At 57.2% G+C, this 14,676-nt stretch carries 18 protein-coding genes; all 18 read left to right on the top strand.

Annotation, left to right across the window (positions count from 1 at the left end):
- The first annotated feature begins 38 nt into the window (after positions 1-38).
- The 18 genes from rpoC to rplX all read left to right on the top strand — a co-directional run bounded on the left by rpoC (position 39) and on the right by rplX (position 14,656).
- A complete protein-coding gene (gene rpoC, locus KU43P_RS24560; protein WP_317660058.1) occupies positions 39-4,238 on the top strand; it encodes a DNA-directed RNA polymerase subunit beta' in 4,200 nt (1,399 codons plus the stop codon).
- 211 nt (positions 4,239-4,449) lie between these two features.
- Positions 4,450-4,821, top strand: a complete 372-nt coding sequence (gene rpsL / locus KU43P_RS24555) for a 30S ribosomal protein S12 (protein ID WP_003255492.1) — start codon at positions 4,450-4,452, stop codon at positions 4,819-4,821.
- 106 nt (positions 4,822-4,927) lie between these two features.
- Positions 4,928-5,398 (top strand): 30S ribosomal protein S7, encoded by a 471-nt coding sequence (gene rpsG / locus KU43P_RS24550; RefSeq protein WP_003246741.1) that lies wholly within the window; start codon positions 4,928-4,930, stop codon positions 5,396-5,398.
- A 30-nt stretch (positions 5,399-5,428) separates the two neighbouring features.
- Positions 5,429-7,576 (top strand): elongation factor G, encoded by a 2,148-nt coding sequence (gene fusA / locus KU43P_RS24545; RefSeq protein WP_317660057.1) that lies wholly within the window; start codon positions 5,429-5,431, stop codon positions 7,574-7,576.
- A 27-nt stretch (positions 7,577-7,603) separates the two neighbouring features.
- Entirely contained in the window at positions 7,604-8,797 is a 1,194-nt protein-coding gene (tuf, locus tag KU43P_RS24540; protein ID WP_010951775.1) for an elongation factor Tu, read from the top strand.
- A 141-nt stretch (positions 8,798-8,938) separates the two neighbouring features.
- On the top strand, positions 8,939-9,250 hold the full coding sequence (gene rpsJ, locus KU43P_RS24535) for a 30S ribosomal protein S10 (protein ID WP_003186070.1): 312 nt from the start codon (positions 8,939-8,941) through the stop codon (positions 9,248-9,250).
- A gap of 80 nt (positions 9,251-9,330) precedes the next feature.
- Positions 9,331-9,966 carry a 50S ribosomal protein L3 gene (gene rplC / locus KU43P_RS24530; protein ID WP_003257089.1) on the top strand — a complete coding sequence of 212 codons (636 nt, stop codon included), beginning with the start codon at positions 9,331-9,333 and terminating at the stop codon, positions 9,964-9,966.
- Between the two features lie 12 nt (positions 9,967-9,978).
- A complete protein-coding gene (gene rplD / locus KU43P_RS24525; protein ID WP_003255485.1) occupies positions 9,979-10,581 on the top strand; it encodes a 50S ribosomal protein L4 in 603 nt (200 codons plus the stop codon).
- Positions 10,578-10,877: a 50S ribosomal protein L23 gene (gene rplW, locus KU43P_RS24520; RefSeq protein ID WP_003255484.1), complete on the top strand. Its 300-nt coding sequence runs from the start codon at positions 10,578-10,580 to the stop codon at positions 10,875-10,877. Before rplD ends, rplW begins: the two co-directional genes overlap by 4 nt.
- Positions 10,878-10,891: 14 nt before the next feature.
- On the top strand, positions 10,892-11,716 hold the full coding sequence (gene rplB, locus KU43P_RS24515) for a 50S ribosomal protein L2 (RefSeq protein ID WP_012316518.1): 825 nt from the start codon (positions 10,892-10,894) through the stop codon (positions 11,714-11,716).
- A gap of 16 nt (positions 11,717-11,732) precedes the next feature.
- Entirely contained in the window at positions 11,733-12,008 is a 276-nt protein-coding gene (gene rpsS, locus KU43P_RS24510; protein ID WP_003255482.1) for a 30S ribosomal protein S19, read from the top strand.
- 11 nt (positions 12,009-12,019) lie between these two features.
- Entirely contained in the window at positions 12,020-12,352 is a 333-nt protein-coding gene (gene rplV, locus KU43P_RS24505) for a 50S ribosomal protein L22 (protein WP_003103908.1), read from the top strand.
- Positions 12,353-12,365: 13 nt separating this feature from the next.
- Positions 12,366-13,052 carry a 30S ribosomal protein S3 gene (gene rpsC, locus KU43P_RS24500; protein ID WP_003255481.1) on the top strand — a complete coding sequence of 229 codons (687 nt, stop codon included), beginning with the start codon at positions 12,366-12,368 and terminating at the stop codon, positions 13,050-13,052.
- A 12-nt stretch (positions 13,053-13,064) separates the two neighbouring features.
- Positions 13,065-13,478, top strand: a complete 414-nt coding sequence (rplP, locus tag KU43P_RS24495) for a 50S ribosomal protein L16 (RefSeq protein ID WP_003255479.1) — start codon at positions 13,065-13,067, stop codon at positions 13,476-13,478.
- A complete protein-coding gene (gene rpmC / locus KU43P_RS24490; protein ID WP_002555481.1) occupies positions 13,478-13,669 on the top strand; it encodes a 50S ribosomal protein L29 in 192 nt (63 codons plus the stop codon). Before rplP ends, rpmC begins: the two co-directional genes overlap by 1 nt.
- A gap of 2 nt (positions 13,670-13,671) precedes the next feature.
- The gene (gene rpsQ, locus KU43P_RS24485) at positions 13,672-13,938 is read left to right on the top strand and encodes a 30S ribosomal protein S17 (RefSeq protein WP_008089812.1); all 267 of its coding nucleotides are present in this window, start codon (positions 13,672-13,674) and stop codon (positions 13,936-13,938) included.
- A 23-nt stretch (positions 13,939-13,961) separates the two neighbouring features.
- Positions 13,962-14,330 carry a 50S ribosomal protein L14 gene (gene rplN, locus KU43P_RS24480; protein ID WP_008089810.1) on the top strand — a complete coding sequence of 123 codons (369 nt, stop codon included), beginning with the start codon at positions 13,962-13,964 and terminating at the stop codon, positions 14,328-14,330.
- 11 nt (positions 14,331-14,341) lie between these two features.
- Positions 14,342-14,656 (top strand): 50S ribosomal protein L24, encoded by a 315-nt coding sequence (gene rplX, locus KU43P_RS24475; RefSeq protein ID WP_003255476.1) that lies wholly within the window; start codon positions 14,342-14,344, stop codon positions 14,654-14,656.
- The last annotated feature ends 20 nt before the right edge of the window (positions 14,657-14,676 follow it).

The raw sequence follows: 14,676 nt of genomic DNA, 5'->3' as shown, positions 1-14,676 counted from the left end.
GGTAATGCCCGCTCCCTGCTCCGCCAGGAGGAAAGGCCTTGAAAGACCTACTGAATTTGCTGAAAAACCAGGGTCAAGTCGAAGAGTTCGACGCCATCCGCATCGGTCTGGCGTCGCCTGAAATGATCCGTTCGTGGTCGTTCGGTGAAGTTAAGAAGCCGGAAACCATCAACTACCGTACGTTCAAGCCTGAGCGTGACGGCCTGTTCTGCGCCAAGATCTTTGGCCCAGTCAAGGACTACGAGTGCCTGTGCGGTAAGTACAAGCGCCTCAAGCACCGCGGCGTGATCTGCGAGAAGTGCGGCGTTGAAGTTGCCCTGGCCAAGGTTCGTCGTGAGCGCATGGCGCACATCGAACTGGCCTCGCCGGTTGCCCACATCTGGTTCCTGAAGTCGCTGCCGTCCCGTATCGGCCTGCTGATGGACATGACCCTGCGTGATATCGAACGCGTGCTCTACTTCGAGAGCTACGTCGTTATCGACCCAGGCATGACCACCCTGGAAAAGGGCCAGTTGCTGAACGACGAGCAGTACTTCGAAGCGCTGGAAGAGTTTGGTGACGACTTCGACGCCCGCATGGGTGCCGAGGCTGTCCGCGAACTGCTGCACGCTATCGACCTGGAGCACGAGATTGGCCGCCTGCGTGAAGAGATTCCGCAGACCAATTCGGAAACCAAGATCAAGAAGCTGTCCAAGCGCCTGAAGCTGATGGAAGCTTTCCAGGGCTCGGGCAACCTGCCTGAGTGGATGGTCCTGACTGTCCTGCCAGTACTGCCGCCGGACCTGCGTCCGCTGGTACCGCTGGATGGCGGCCGCTTCGCGACCTCCGACCTGAACGACCTCTATCGTCGGGTGATCAACCGTAACAACCGTCTGAAGCGCCTGCTCGATCTGTCGGCGCCTGACATCATCGTGCGCAACGAAAAGCGCATGCTGCAGGAAGCGGTCGACGCCCTGCTGGACAACGGCCGTCGCGGTCGCGCCATCACTGGTTCGAACAAGCGTCCGCTGAAGTCCCTGGCTGACATGATCAAAGGTAAGCAAGGTCGCTTCCGTCAGAACTTGCTCGGTAAGCGTGTGGACTACTCTGGCCGTTCGGTAATTACCGTAGGTCCGACCCTGCGTCTGCACCAGTGCGGTCTGCCGAAGAAGATGGCTCTCGAGCTGTTCAAGCCCTTCATTTTCGGCAAGCTGGAAATGCGCGGTCTGGCGACCACCATCAAGGCCGCCAAGAAGATGGTCGAGCGCGAACTGCCAGAGGTATGGGACGTTCTCGCTGAAGTGATTCGCGAACACCCCGTGCTGCTCAACCGTGCTCCGACCCTTCACCGTCTGGGTATCCAGGCGTTCGAGCCTGTGCTCATCGAAGGTAAGGCCATCCAGCTGCACCCGCTGGTCTGTGCCGCGTACAACGCCGACTTCGACGGTGACCAGATGGCCGTTCACGTGCCGCTGACCCTGGAAGCTCAGCTCGAAGCGCGCGCGCTGATGATGTCGACCAACAACATTCTGTCGCCAGCCAACGGTGAGCCAATCATCGTTCCGTCGCAGGACGTTGTACTGGGTCTGTACTACATGACCCGTGAAGCTATTAATGCCAAGGGCGAAGGTCGCGTATTTGCCGACCTGCAGGAAGTCGACCGCGTATTCCGCGCCGGCGAAGCAGCCCTGCACGCGAAAATCAAGGTCCGTATCAACGAGACCGTGAATGACCGTGATGGCAGTGTCACCAAGAACACCCGTATCGTCGACACCACCGTCGGCCGTGCGCTGCTGTTCCAGGTTGTACCGGCAGGCCTGCCGTACGATGTGGTCAACCAGCCGATGAAGAAAAAGGCGATCTCCAAGCTTATCAACCAGTGCTACCGCGTGGTTGGTCTGAAAGAGACCGTGATCTTCGCCGACCAGTTGATGTACACCGGTTTTGCCTATTCGACCATTTCCGGCGTTTCCATCGGTGTGAACGACTTCGTCATCCCGGATGAGAAAGCCCGCATCATTGGCAATGCCACGGATGAAGTGAAGGAAATCGAGAGCCAGTACGCCTCCGGCCTGGTAACCCAGGGCGAGAAGTACAACAAGGTCATCGACTTGTGGTCCAAGGCGAACGACGAAGTGTCCAAGGCGATGATGGCCAACCTCTCGAAAGAGAAGGTCATCGACCGCGAGGGCAAGGAAGTCGAGCAAGAGTCCTTCAACTCGATGTACATGATGGCTGACTCGGGTGCGCGGGGTTCCGCAGCCCAGATCCGTCAGCTGGCCGGTATGCGTGGCCTGATGGCCAAGCCGGACGGCTCCATCATCGAGACGCCGATCACTGCGAACTTCCGTGAAGGTCTGAGCGTACTGCAGTACTTCATCTCGACTCACGGTGCTCGTAAAGGTCTGGCGGATACCGCACTGAAGACTGCGAACTCCGGTTACCTGACTCGTCGTCTGGTAGACGTCGCCCAGGATCTGGTCGTGACCGAGATCGACTGCGGCACTGACCAGGGCCTGGTCATGACCCCGCACATCGAAGGTGGCGATGTTGTAGAGCCGCTGGGTGAGCGTGTACTGGGTCGTGTAATCGCCCGTGACGTGTTCAAGCCGGGCACCGAGGACGTTATCGTTCCGGCCGGCACGCTGGTCGACGAGCAGTGGGTCGAGTTCATCGAGCTGAACAGCATCGACGAAGTTGTCGTGCGTTCGCCGATCAACTGCGAAACCCGCTACGGTATCTGTGCCAAGTGCTACGGTCGTGACCTGGCGCGTGGTCACCAGGTGAACATCGGTGAAGCTGTCGGCGTTATCGCTGCGCAGTCGATTGGTGAGCCGGGTACCCAGCTGACCATGCGTACGTTCCACATCGGTGGTGCTGCAAGCCGTACTTCGGCTGCTGACAGCGTCCAGGTGAAGAACGGCGGTATGGTGCGTCTGCACAACCTGAAGCAGGTCGAGCGTGCCGATGGCAACCTGGTTGCCGTATCGCGTTCCGGTGAGCTGGCCATTGCCGACGAGTTCGGTCGTGAGCGTGAGCGTTACAAGCTGCCATACGGTGCGGTGATTTCGGTCAAGGAAGGTGACAAGGTCGAAGCTGGCGCAATCGTCGCCAAGTGGGATCCGCACACCCACCCGATCGTTACCGAGCTGAAAGGTACCGTGACCTTCGTGGGCATGGAAGAAAACATCACCATCAAGCGCCAGACCGACGAGCTGACCGGCCTGACCAACATTGAAGTGCTGGATGTCAAGGATCGCCCTGCCGCAGGCAAGGAAATCCGTCCGGCTATCAAGATGGTCGACGCCAATGGCAAGGACCTGTACCTGCCGGGTACCGACGTACCTGCCCAGTACTTCCTGCCGGCGAACGCCTTGGTGGGTGTGGCTGACGGTGCACAGATCGGCGTTGGTGACGTTATCGCGCGTATCCCGCAAGAAACGTCGAAGACCCGTGACATCACCGGTGGTCTGCCACGCGTTGCCGACCTGTTCGAAGCGCGCCGTCCGAAAGAAGCCTCGATTCTGGCTGAAGTCAGCGGCACCATCGCGTTCGGTAAAGAGACCAAGGGCAAGCGTCGTCTGGTCATTACCCCGACCGACGGTAGCGATCCGTACGAAGAGCTGATTCCGAAGTGGCGTCACCTGAACGTCTTCGAAGGCGAACAGGTAAACCGCGGCGAAGTTATCTCCGACGGCCCGAGCGATCCGCACGACATCCTGCGTCTGCTGGGTGTAAGCGCGCTGGCGAAGTACATCGTCAACGAGATCCAGGACGTTTACCGTCTGCAAGGCGTTAAGATCAACGACAAGCACATCGAGACCATCCTGCGTCAGATGCTGCGTAAGGTCGAGATCTCTGAGTCGGGTGATTCCAGCTTCATCAAGGGCGACCAGATGGAACTGACCCAGGTGCTGGTAGAGAACGAGCGTCTCGCCGCCGAGGACAAGTTCATCTCGAAGTTCACCCGTGTGCTGCTGGGTATCACCAAGGCGTCGCTGTCGACCGAGTCGTTCATCTCCGCGGCTTCCTTCCAGGAAACCACCCGCGTACTGACCGAAGCGGCGGTAACCGGCAAGCGCGATTACCTGCGCGGCCTGAAAGAGAACGTGGTCGTGGGTCGCCTGATCCCGGCCGGTACTGGTCTGGCCTACCACAGCGAGCGCAAGCGTCGCCGTGATGCCGACAAGCCGCTGCGTGTGAGCGCCAGTGAGGTGGAAGCCGCACTGACCGAAGCGCTGAACTCCAGCGGTAACTAAGTACAGGGCAGGGCCCCGGCACGCCACGTGCGGTCATCGGTGACATCCAATGTTACCGATGATCGGGCGGGGAGGGCCGGGGCCTCGTCTTGACTGGGTGCAAGATCCTCTTTAGACTTTTGTACCCTTAAATTTGGTGAGGCTCCGTCTCGCCAATTTTTGGCTTTCTTGCAAGACAATAGAGTCGCAAGACAATCAGTGGAGCTAGTAGATGGCAACTATCAACCAGCTGGTACGTCAGCCGCGTAAGCGTTCGGTCGAGAAGTCCGACGTTCCTGCGCTGCAGAACTGCCCGCAACGTCGTGGCGTGTGCACCCGCGTGTACACCACCACGCCGAAAAAACCTAACTCGGCACTGCGTAAAGTATGCCGTGTGCGTCTGACCAACGGTTTCGAGGTTTCCTCGTACATCGGCGGTGAAGGCCACAACCTGCAAGAGCACAGCGTCGTCCTGATCCGTGGCGGCCGTGTAAAAGACTTGCCAGGTGTTCGTTACCACACCGTTCGCGGCTCTCTGGATACTTCGGGCGTTAAAGGCCGTAACCAGGGTCGTTCGAAGTACGGTACCAAGCGTCCGAAGTAATCGGCCGTTTGCAGACATCCATTTTTTTGAGTCGATAAGAGTAAGGTCGGGCAGGGGTCGAAGACCCACGTCCCGGGCTAACCTGAAGACCGTTTGAGGGCTTATCATGCCAAGACGTCGTGTAGCAGCAAAACGTGAGATTCTGGACGATCCTAAATACGGATCCCAAATCCTCGCTAAGTTCATGAACCACGTGATGGAAAGCGGCAAGAAGGCCGTAGCCGAGCGCATCGTTTACGGTGCTCTGGATACCGTCAAAGCACGCAAGAACAGCGACCCCCTGGAAATCTTCGAGAAAGCTCTCGACGCCATCGCTCCGCTGGTCGAAGTAAAGTCCCGCCGTGTCGGCGGTGCCACTTACCAGGTTCCGGTTGAAGTTCGTCCATCCCGTCGTAACGCTCTGGCAATGCGCTGGCTCGTAGACTACGCCCGCAAGCGCGGCGAGAAGTCGATGGCTCTGCGCCTGGCCGGCGAACTGCTGGATGCTGCCGAAGGCAAAGGTGCTGCAGTCAAGAAGCGTGAAGACGTGCACCGTATGGCTGAAGCCAACAAAGCGTTCTCGCACTACCGCTTCTAATTCAAGCATCAATCATTTTGCGAGGGCTTTATGGCTCGTACTACAGCAATTAACCGCTACCGTAACATCGGTATCTGTGCTCACGTTGACGCGGGCAAGACTACCACTACCGAGCGGATCCTGTTCTACACAGGTCTGAGCCACAAGATGGGCGAGGTGCATGACGGCGCCGCGACCACCGACTGGATGGTGCAGGAGCAGGAGCGAGGTATCACCATTACCTCCGCTGCCGTTACCACTTTCTGGAAAGGTTCCCGTGGTCAGTACGACAACTACCGCGTAAACGTCATCGATACCCCCGGCCACGTTGACTTCACTATTGAAGTAGAGCGTTCGCTGCGTGTACTCGACGGCGCGGTCGTTGTGTTCTGCGGTACCTCCGGCGTTGAGCCGCAGTCCGAAACCGTATGGCGTCAGGCCAACAAGTACGGCGTTCCACGTGTTGTTTACGTGAACAAGATGGACCGTGCCGGTGCCAACTTCCTGCGCGTTATCGGCCAGATCAAGAACCGCCTGGGTCACACCCCGGTTCCGGTCCAGCTGGCTATCGGTGCTGAAGATGACTTCCAGGGTCAGGTTGACCTGATCAAGATGAAAGCCATCTACTGGAACGATGACGACAAAGGTACTACCTACCGCGAGGAAGAAATTCCTGCCGAGCTGGTGGACCTGGCCAACGAATGGCGCAGCAACATGGTCGAGGCAGCTGCCGAGGCCAACGAAGAGCTGATGAACAAGTACCTTGAAGAAGGTGACCTGTCCGTCGAAGACATCAAGGCTGGTCTGCGCGCCCGTACTCTGGCGAGCGAGATCGTTCCTGCTGTCTGCGGTTCCTCGTTCAAGAACAAGGGCGTTCCCCTGGTTCTCGACGCCGTTATCGACTTCCTGCCTGCTCCGACCGAAATCCCGGCGATCAAGGGTATCCACCCTGACCTGATCGACGTGCCGAAGGACGAAGTCACCGAAGAGCAGTACGACGAGCGTCCTGCTGACGACAACGAGCCGTTCTCGGCCTTGGCGTTCAAGATTGCCACCGACCCGTTCGTGGGTACTCTGACCTTCGTCCGCGTCTACTCGGGCTTCCTGACCTCCGGTGACTCCGTCATCAACTCGGTCAAGGGCAAGAAAGAGCGCGTTGGTCGTATGGTGCAGATGCACGCCAACCAGCGTGAAGAGATCAAAGAAGTACGCGCTGGCGACATCGCTGCTCTGATCGGCATGAAGGACGTCACCACCGGTGACACCCTGTGCAACGCCGACAAGCCGATCATCCTCGAGCGTATGGACTTCCCTGAGCCGGTAATTTCGCTCTCCGTAGAGCCGAAAACCAAGGCTGACCAGGAGAAGATGGGTATCGCTCTGGGCAAGCTGGCTCAGGAAGACCCGTCGTTCCGCGTCAAGACCGACGAAGAAACCGGCCAGACCATCATCTCCGGTATGGGTGAGCTGCACCTGGACATCCTCGTTGACCGCATGAAGCGCGAGTTCAACGTCGAGTGCAACGTCGGCAAGCCGCAGGTTTCGTACCGCGAGAAGATCACCAAGTCCAACGTCGAAATCGAAGGCAAGTTCGTTCGTCAGTCGGGTGGTCGTGGTCAGTTCGGTCACTGCTGGATCCGCTTCTCGGAGCCGGATGTCGACGAGAAGGGCAACATCACCGAAGGTCTGGTGTTCACCAACGAAGTCGTTGGTGGTGTGATTCCTAAGGAATTCATCGCCCCGATCCAGAAGGGTATCGAAGAGCAGATGAAAAACGGCGTTGTTGCCGGCTATCCGCTGCTCGGCTTGAAGGCTACGGTATTCGACGGTTCGTACCACGACGTCGACTCCAACGAAATGGCGTTCAAGATCGCCGCTTCGATGGCGACCAAGCAACTGGCCCAGAAGGGCGGTGGCGTGGTGCTTGAGCCGATCATGAAGGTCGAAGTTGTAACCCCGGAAGACTACCTGGGTGACGTGATGGGTGACCTGAGCCGTCGTCGCGGGATGATCCAGGGTAATGAAGACTCGGTGTCCGGCAAGGTAATCACTGCTGAGGTACCGCTCGGAGAAATGTTCGGTTACGCGACCGACGTTCGTTCCATGTCTCAGGGTCGCGCAAGCTACTCCATGGAATTCTCCAAATACGCCGAAGCTCCGTCGAACATCGTCGAAGCACTCGTTAAAAAACAAGGCTAATCCCCTTTAGGCAAGAGGTTCACTGTCGTGGCTAAAGAAAAATTTGATCGTTCCCTTCCCCACGTTAACGTCGGCACCATCGGCCACGTTGACCACGGTAAGACCACTCTGACCGCAGCTCTGACTCGCGTCTGCTCCGAAGTTTTCGGTTCGGCAGTCGTTGAGTTCGACAAGATCGACTCGGCTCCGGAGGAAAAAGCGCGCGGTATCACCATCAACACCGCTCACGTCGAGTACAACTCGAACATTCGTCACTACGCTCACGTTGACTGCCCAGGTCACGCTGACTACGTGAAGAACATGATCACCGGTGCTGCCCAGATGGACGGCGCGATCCTGGTTTGCTCGGCCGCCGATGGTCCGATGCCACAAACCCGTGAGCACATCCTGCTGTCCCGTCAGGTTGGCGTTCCGTACATCGTGGTCTTCCTGAACAAGGCTGACCTGGTAGACGACGCTGAGCTGCTGGAACTGGTCGAGATGGAAGTTCGCGACCTGCTGTCCACCTACGACTTCCCAGGCGACGACACTCCGATCATCATCGGTTCGGCTCGTATGGCCCTGGAAGGCAAAGACGACAACGAAATGGGTACTACCGCTGTCAAGAAGCTGGTAGAAACTCTGGATGCCTACATCCCTGAGCCAGTTCGTGCCATCGACCAGCCGTTCCTGATGCCGATCGAAGACGTATTCTCGATCTCGGGTCGTGGTACCGTTGTTACCGGTCGTATCGAGCGTGGTATCGTCCGCGTTCAGGATCCGCTGGAAATCGTTGGTCTGCGTGACACCACCACCACCACCTGCACCGGCGTTGAGATGTTCCGCAAGCTGCTGGACGAAGGTCGTGCTGGCGAGAACTGCGGCGTCCTGCTGCGTGGTACCAAGCGTGACGACGTTGAGCGTGGCCAGGTTCTGGTCAAGCCAGGTTCGGTCAAGCCGCACACCAAGTTCACCGCAGAAGTCTACGTCCTGTCGAAGGAAGAAGGCGGCCGTCACACTCCGTTCTTCAAAGGCTACCGTCCTCAGTTCTACTTCCGTACCACTGACGTGACCGGTAACTGCGAACTGCCGGAAGGCGTTGAAATGGTAATGCCAGGTGACAACATTCAGATGACTGTCACCCTGATCAAGACCATCGCAATGGAAGACGGTCTGCGCTTCGCTATCCGTGAAGGCGGTCGTACCGTCGGCGCCGGCGTCGTAGCCAAAATCATCGAGTAATCACTCGACCGATTGAAAAAACCCCCGCTCAGCGGGGGTTTTTTTTATTGGGTTGACACTAAATTGGGGCGTCTATAGAATCACGCCTCCTTTTAGCGGGCGTAGTGCGTCCGTTGGGAACAGCCTGGAGTCTGAAATCCAATGCAAAATCAGCAAATCCGTATCAGGTTGAAGGCTTTCGACCATCGCCTGATCGACCAATCCACCCAGGAAATCGTGGAAACCGCGAAACGTACTGGTGCACAAGTGCGTGGTCCAATTCCACTGCCTACCCGCAAAGAGCGTTTCACCGTTCTGGTCTCCCCGCACGTCAACAAAGACGCGCGTGATCAGTACGAGATTCGCACTCATAAGCGTGTTCTGGACATCGTCCAGCCAACGGATAAAACCGTTGACGCGCTGATGAAGCTTGATCTGGCGGCAGGTGTGGAAGTACAGATCAGCCTCGGCTAAGACTTCGGTCTAGTCGTGTAACGCTCTGAAATGGGCGGCCATAGCGGGTGAAAGCCCCGTACACTCATGAGGTTTACAACATGACTATTGGTGTAATCGGTCGCAAATGCGGTATGACCCGCATTTTCACCGAAGAAGGTGTCTCCATTCCGGTCACGGTCATTGAGATCGAGCCGAATCGCGTCACCCAGTTCAAAACTGAAGAAACCGATGGCTACCGTGCAGTGCAAGTCACTGTCGGCGAGCGTCGTGCTTCGCGTGTGACTGCCGCTCAGGCAGGCCACTTCGCCAAGGCCAACGTTGCCGCTGGTCGCGGTGTTTGGGAGTTCCGTCTTGAAGAAGGCGATTTCCAGGCTGGCGATCTGATCAAAGCTGAACTCTTCACTGCAGGCCAGCTGGTAGACGTAACCGGTCAGTCCAAAGGTAAAGGCTTCGCCGGTACCATCAAGCGCTGGAACTTCCGTGGCCAGGACAACACCCACGGTAACTCCGTGTCGCACCGTGTCCCAGGTTCCATCGGCCAGTGCCAGACTCCTGGTCGTGTGTTCAAGGGCAAGAAAATGTCCGGTCACATGGGCGCCGAGCGCGTGACTGTTCAGTCCCTGGAAGTAGTTCGCGTAGACGCTGAACGCAACCTGCTGCTGGTCAAGGGTGCCGTTCCTGGCGCTACTGGCGGCGACGTGGTTGTACGTCCAGCTGTCAAGGCTCGCGGTTAAGGGGAAACTGACATGCAACTTAATGTAAATGACGCTCAGGCGATCGAAGTTTCCGAACTGACCTTCGGTGGCGAATTCAACGAGACGCTGGTACACCAAGCAGTCGTGGCCTACATGGCCGGCGGCCGTCAGGGCACCAAGCAGCAGAAGACCCGTTCCGACGTGGCTGGTGGCGGTAAGCGCCCATGGCGTCAGAAGGGTACTGGCCGTGCTCGTGCTGGTACCACTCGTGGTCCGATCTGGCGTGGCGGTGGTGTAACCTTCGCAGCTCGCCCTCAAGATCACTCGCAGAAGCTCAACAAGAAGATGTACCGCGCAGCCCTGCGCAGCATCCTCGCTGAGCTGGTGCGTAGCGACCGTCTGGTCGTGGTTCAGGACTTCGCTGTTGAAGCGCCGAAAACCAAAGATCTGCTGAACAAGCTGAACGGCATGGGTCTGAGCGACGTACTGATCGTTTCGGACGCTGTTGATCAGAACCTGTACCTGGCTGCTCGTAACCTGCCGCACGTCGATGTACGTGACGTTCAAGGTTCCGACCCGGTCAGTCTGATCGCATACGAGAAAGTGTTGATCACTGTCTCGGCCGTGAAGAAATTCGAGGAGCTGCTGGGATGAACCAGGAACGCGTATTCAAAGTCCTCCTTGGCCCGCACGTTTCCGAGAAGGCTACCGTTCTGGCTGAGAAGAAAGGCCAGTTCGTATTCAAGGTTGCTACCGATGCAACCAAGCTGGAAATCAAGAAAGCTGTCGAAGGCCTGTTCAACGTAAAAGTTGAAAACGTGTCGACTGTTAACGTTCTGGGTAAAACCAAGCGTACCGCACGTGGTCTGGGCAAGCGTAATGACTGGAAGAAGGCGATCGTCTCCCTTCAGCCAGGCCAAGATCTCGATTTCAGCAGCAGTGCTGAGTAAGGAAGGGGTGCATCATGGCAATCGTTAAATGCAAACCGACTTCCCCTGGCCGCCGTTTCGTGGTCAAGGTGGTCAACCAGGAGCTGCACAAAGGCGCTCCTCACGCACCGCTGCTCGAGAAGAAATCGAAGTCTGGTGGTCGTAACAACAATGGCCGCATCACCACTCGTCACGTTGGTGGTGGTCATAAGCAGCATTACCGTCTGGTCGACTTCCGTCGCAACGACAAAGATGGCATCCCAGCCACTGTCGAGCGTATCGAATACGACCCGAACCGTACTGCTCACATCGCCCTGCTGTGCTACGCAGACGGTGAGCGTCGCTACATCATCGCCCCTAAAGGCGTGAGCGCTGGCGACCAGCTGATCGCAGGTGCCCTGGCCCCAATCAAGGCCGGTAACTCCCTGCAGCTGCGCAACATCCCAGTAGGTAGCACCATTCACGGCATCGAACTGAAGCCGGGTAAAGGTGCTCAGATCGCTCGTTCCGCTGGTGCTTCGGCTCAGCTGATTGCGCGTGAAGGCGTCTACGTGACTCTGCGTCTGCGCTCCGGTGAGATGCGTAAAGTACTGGCTGAGTGCCGTGCGACCCTGGGTGAAGTCTCGAACTCCGAGCACAGCCTGCGCTCGCTGGGTAAAGCTGGTGCCAAACGCTGGCGCGGCGTTCGCCCAACCGTTCGTGGTGTTGCCATGAACCCGGTTGACCACCCACATGGTGGTGGTGAAGGTCGTACCTCCGGTGGTCGTCATCCGGTATCGCCATGGGGCTTCCCAACCAAGGGTGCTAAAACCCGCGGTAATAAGCGTACCGACAACATGATCGTCCGTCGTCGCAAGTAACTAGAGGGATACGACAGTGCCACGTTCTCTGAAAAAAGGTCCTTTTATCGATCTTCACCTGTTGAAGAAGGTCGAAGTGGCGGTGGAGAAGAACGATCGCAAACCAGTTAAGACCTGGTCGCGTCGCTCGATGATCCTGCCACAAATGGTCGGTCTGACCATCGCGGTTCACAACGGTCGCCAGCATGTCCCAGTTCTCGTGAACGAAGACATGGTCGGCCACAAACTGGGCGAGTTCGCCGGTACCCGCACCTATCGCGGGCACGTGGCTGACAAGAAAGCCAAGCGTTAAGGGGTAAGGAAATGGAAGTAGCCGCTAAGTTGTCGGGCGCTCGCATCTCCGCCCAGAAAGCCCGCTTGGTCGCCGACCAGATCCGCGGGAAGAAGGTGGGCGAAGCGCTCAACCTGTTGGCCTTCAGCAGCAAAAAAGCCGCTGAAATCATGAAGAAAGTCCTCGAGTCGGCCGTTGCCAACGCCGAACACAACGAAGGCGCAGACGTTGATGACCTGAAGGTCTCCACCGTCTTCGTCAACGAAGGGCGTTCGCTGAAGCGCATCATGCCACGTGCCAAAGGCCGTGCTGATCGCATCGTCAAGCGGTCTTGCCATATCACTGTCAAGGTTGCGGACAAGTAACGGAGTCGATCAGATGGGTCAGAAAGTACATCCCACTGGCATTCGCCTGGGAATCGTCAAGGAGCACACCTCCGTCTGGTACGCAGACGGTGCTACTTACGCAGATTACCTGTTGAAGGATCTGAAAACGCGTGAGTACCTCCAAGACAAACTAAAAAGCGCGTCCGTAAGCCGTATCGATATTCATCGTCCGGCTCAAACTGCACGCATCACCATCCACACCGCTCGTCCCGGTATCGTTATCGGTAAGAAAGGTGAAGATGTCGAGAAGCTGCGTCAGGACCTGACCAAGCAGATGGGTGTGCCTGTGCACATCAACATCGAAGAGATCCGCAAGCCGGAACTCGACGCTATGCTGGTTGCGCAGAGCGTAGCTCAGCAGCTGGAACGCCGCGTAATGTTCCGTCGCGCCATGAAGCGCGCCGTACAGAACGCCATGCGTATTGGTGCCAAGGGCATCAAGATCCAGGTGAGCGGTCGTCTCGGCGGTGCTGAGATTGCTCGTACCGAGTGGTATCGCGAAGGTCGTGTGCCTCTGCACACCCTGCGTGCCGATATCGACTACAACACCTACGAAGCTCACACCACTTACGGTGTGATCGGTGTGAAGGTTTGGATCTTCAAAGGCGAAGTTATTGGTGGTCGCCAAGAAGAACTGAAACCACAAGCACCAGCGCCTCGTAAAAAAGCTGCTAAGTAAGGGGTACGCCAAATGTTGCAACCAAAGCGTACAAAATTCCGCAAGCAGATGACTGGCCACAACCGTGGTCTGGCACTGCGCGGTAGCAAAGTCAGCTTCGGCGAATTCGCCCTGAAAGCTGTTGCTCGCGGTCGCCTCACCGCTCGCCAGATCGAGTCCGCACGTCGTGCGCTGACTCGTCACGTTAAACGTGGCGGTAAGATCTGGATCCGTGTGTTCCCGGACAAGCCGATCTCCAAGAAGCCTCTCGAGGTTCGTATGGGTAAAGGTAAGGGTTCCGTGGAATACTGGGTTGCCCAGATCCAGCCAGGCAAAGTCCTGTACGAGATCGAGGGTGTTTCTGAAGAGCTGGCGCGCGAAGCTTTCGCCCTGGCTGCTGCAAAGCTGCCTCTCGCCACCTCCTTTGTTAAGCGGACGGTGATGTGATGAAAGCGAATGAACTTCGTGAAAAATCTGCACAGCAACTGAATGAGCAACTGCTCGGCTTGCTGCGCGACCAGTTCAATCTGCGTATGCAGAAAGCAACTGGCCAGTTGGGTCAGTCGCACCTGCTCTCGCAAGTTAAGCGTGACATCGCTCGCGTGAAAACTGTGCTCAACCAGCAGGCAGGTAAGTGATCATGGCTGAAGCTGAAAAAACCGTCCGTACGCTGACTGGCCGTGTCGTCAGCGACAAAATGGACAAGACCATCACCGTTCTGATCGAGCGTCGCGTAAAGCACCCGATCTACGGTAAATACGTTAAGCGTTCGACTAAGCTGCACGCGCACGACGAATCCAACCAGTGCAAAATCGGCGACAAGGTTTCCATCCGTGAAACCCGTCCGCTGGCCAAGACCAAGTCCTGGGCACTGGTTGAAGTCCTCGAACGCGCTGTTGAAGTCTAAGGGCTAGGGGTCGGAGAAATTTTATGATTCAGACTCAATCCATGCTCGATGTGGCCGATAACAGCGGCGCTCGTCGCGTCATGTGCATCAAGGTGCTCGGCGGCTCGCACCGCCGTTACGCCGGCATCGGTGACATCATCAAAGTAACCGTCAAGGAAGCAATTCCGCGCGGTAAGGTCAAAAAAGGCCAGGTGATGACCGCTGTTGTCGTCCGTACCCGTCACGGTGTACGTCGCGCTGACGGTTCCATCATTCGTTTCGACGGCAACGCTGCTGTTCTGCTGAACACCAAGCAAGAGCCGATCGGCACTCGCATCTTCGGGCCAGTGACCCGTGAACTTCGTACTGAGAAGTTCATGAAGATCGTCTCGCTCGCCCCTGAAGTGCTGTAAGGAGATCCGACATGCAAAAGATTCGTCGTGACGACGAGATCATCGTGATCGCCGGCAAAGACAAAGGTAAGCGCGGTAAGGTGCTGAAGGTTCTGGCTGATGACCGTCTGGTCATCGGTGGTGTGAACCTGGTCAAGCGTCATACCAAGCCTAACCCGATGGCGGGCGTTCAGGGCGGTATCGTCGAAAAAGAAGCGCCTCTGCACGCTTCCAACGTTGCCATCTTCAACGGCGAAACCAACAAGGCTGACCGCGTTGGTTTCAAAGTAGAAGACGGTAAGAAAATTCGTGTCTTCAAGTCGACCCAAAAAGCGGTTGATGCTTGAACACTGCTAGGTAGAAGACC

Origin of the sequence: Pseudomonas sp. KU43P, assembly GCF_033095865.1 — a bacterium.
Taxonomy (GTDB): Bacteria; Pseudomonadota; Gammaproteobacteria; order Pseudomonadales; family Pseudomonadaceae; genus Aquipseudomonas.
This window is presented reverse-complemented; position numbering and strand designations above follow the sequence as displayed.

Coding starts and splice junctions, on each gene's coding strand:
- rpsQ (WP_008089812.1), top strand. CDS start 13,672: ATGGCTGAAGCTGAAAAAACCGTCCGTACGCTGACTGGCCGTGTCGTC.
- rpsC (WP_003255481.1), top strand. CDS start 12,366: ATGGGTCAGAAAGTACATCCCACTGGCATTCGCCTGGGAATCGTCAAG.
- rpmC (WP_002555481.1), top strand. CDS start 13,478: ATGAAAGCGAATGAACTTCGTGAAAAATCTGCACAGCAACTGAATGAG.
- rplX (WP_003255476.1), top strand. CDS start 14,342: ATGCAAAAGATTCGTCGTGACGACGAGATCATCGTGATCGCCGGCAAA.
- rplW (WP_003255484.1), top strand. CDS start 10,578: ATGAACCAGGAACGCGTATTCAAAGTCCTCCTTGGCCCGCACGTTTCC.
- rplP (WP_003255479.1), top strand. CDS start 13,065: ATGTTGCAACCAAAGCGTACAAAATTCCGCAAGCAGATGACTGGCCAC.
- rplC (WP_003257089.1), top strand. CDS start 9,331: ATGACTATTGGTGTAATCGGTCGCAAATGCGGTATGACCCGCATTTTC.
- rpsG (WP_003246741.1), top strand. CDS start 4,928: ATGCCAAGACGTCGTGTAGCAGCAAAACGTGAGATTCTGGACGATCCT.
- fusA (WP_317660057.1), top strand. CDS start 5,429: ATGGCTCGTACTACAGCAATTAACCGCTACCGTAACATCGGTATCTGT.
- rplD (WP_003255485.1), top strand. CDS start 9,979: ATGCAACTTAATGTAAATGACGCTCAGGCGATCGAAGTTTCCGAACTG.
- rpsJ (WP_003186070.1), top strand. CDS start 8,939: ATGCAAAATCAGCAAATCCGTATCAGGTTGAAGGCTTTCGACCATCGC.
- rplN (WP_008089810.1), top strand. CDS start 13,962: ATGATTCAGACTCAATCCATGCTCGATGTGGCCGATAACAGCGGCGCT.
- rplB (WP_012316518.1), top strand. CDS start 10,892: ATGGCAATCGTTAAATGCAAACCGACTTCCCCTGGCCGCCGTTTCGTG.
- rpsL (WP_003255492.1), top strand. CDS start 4,450: ATGGCAACTATCAACCAGCTGGTACGTCAGCCGCGTAAGCGTTCGGTC.
- rplV (WP_003103908.1), top strand. CDS start 12,020: ATGGAAGTAGCCGCTAAGTTGTCGGGCGCTCGCATCTCCGCCCAGAAA.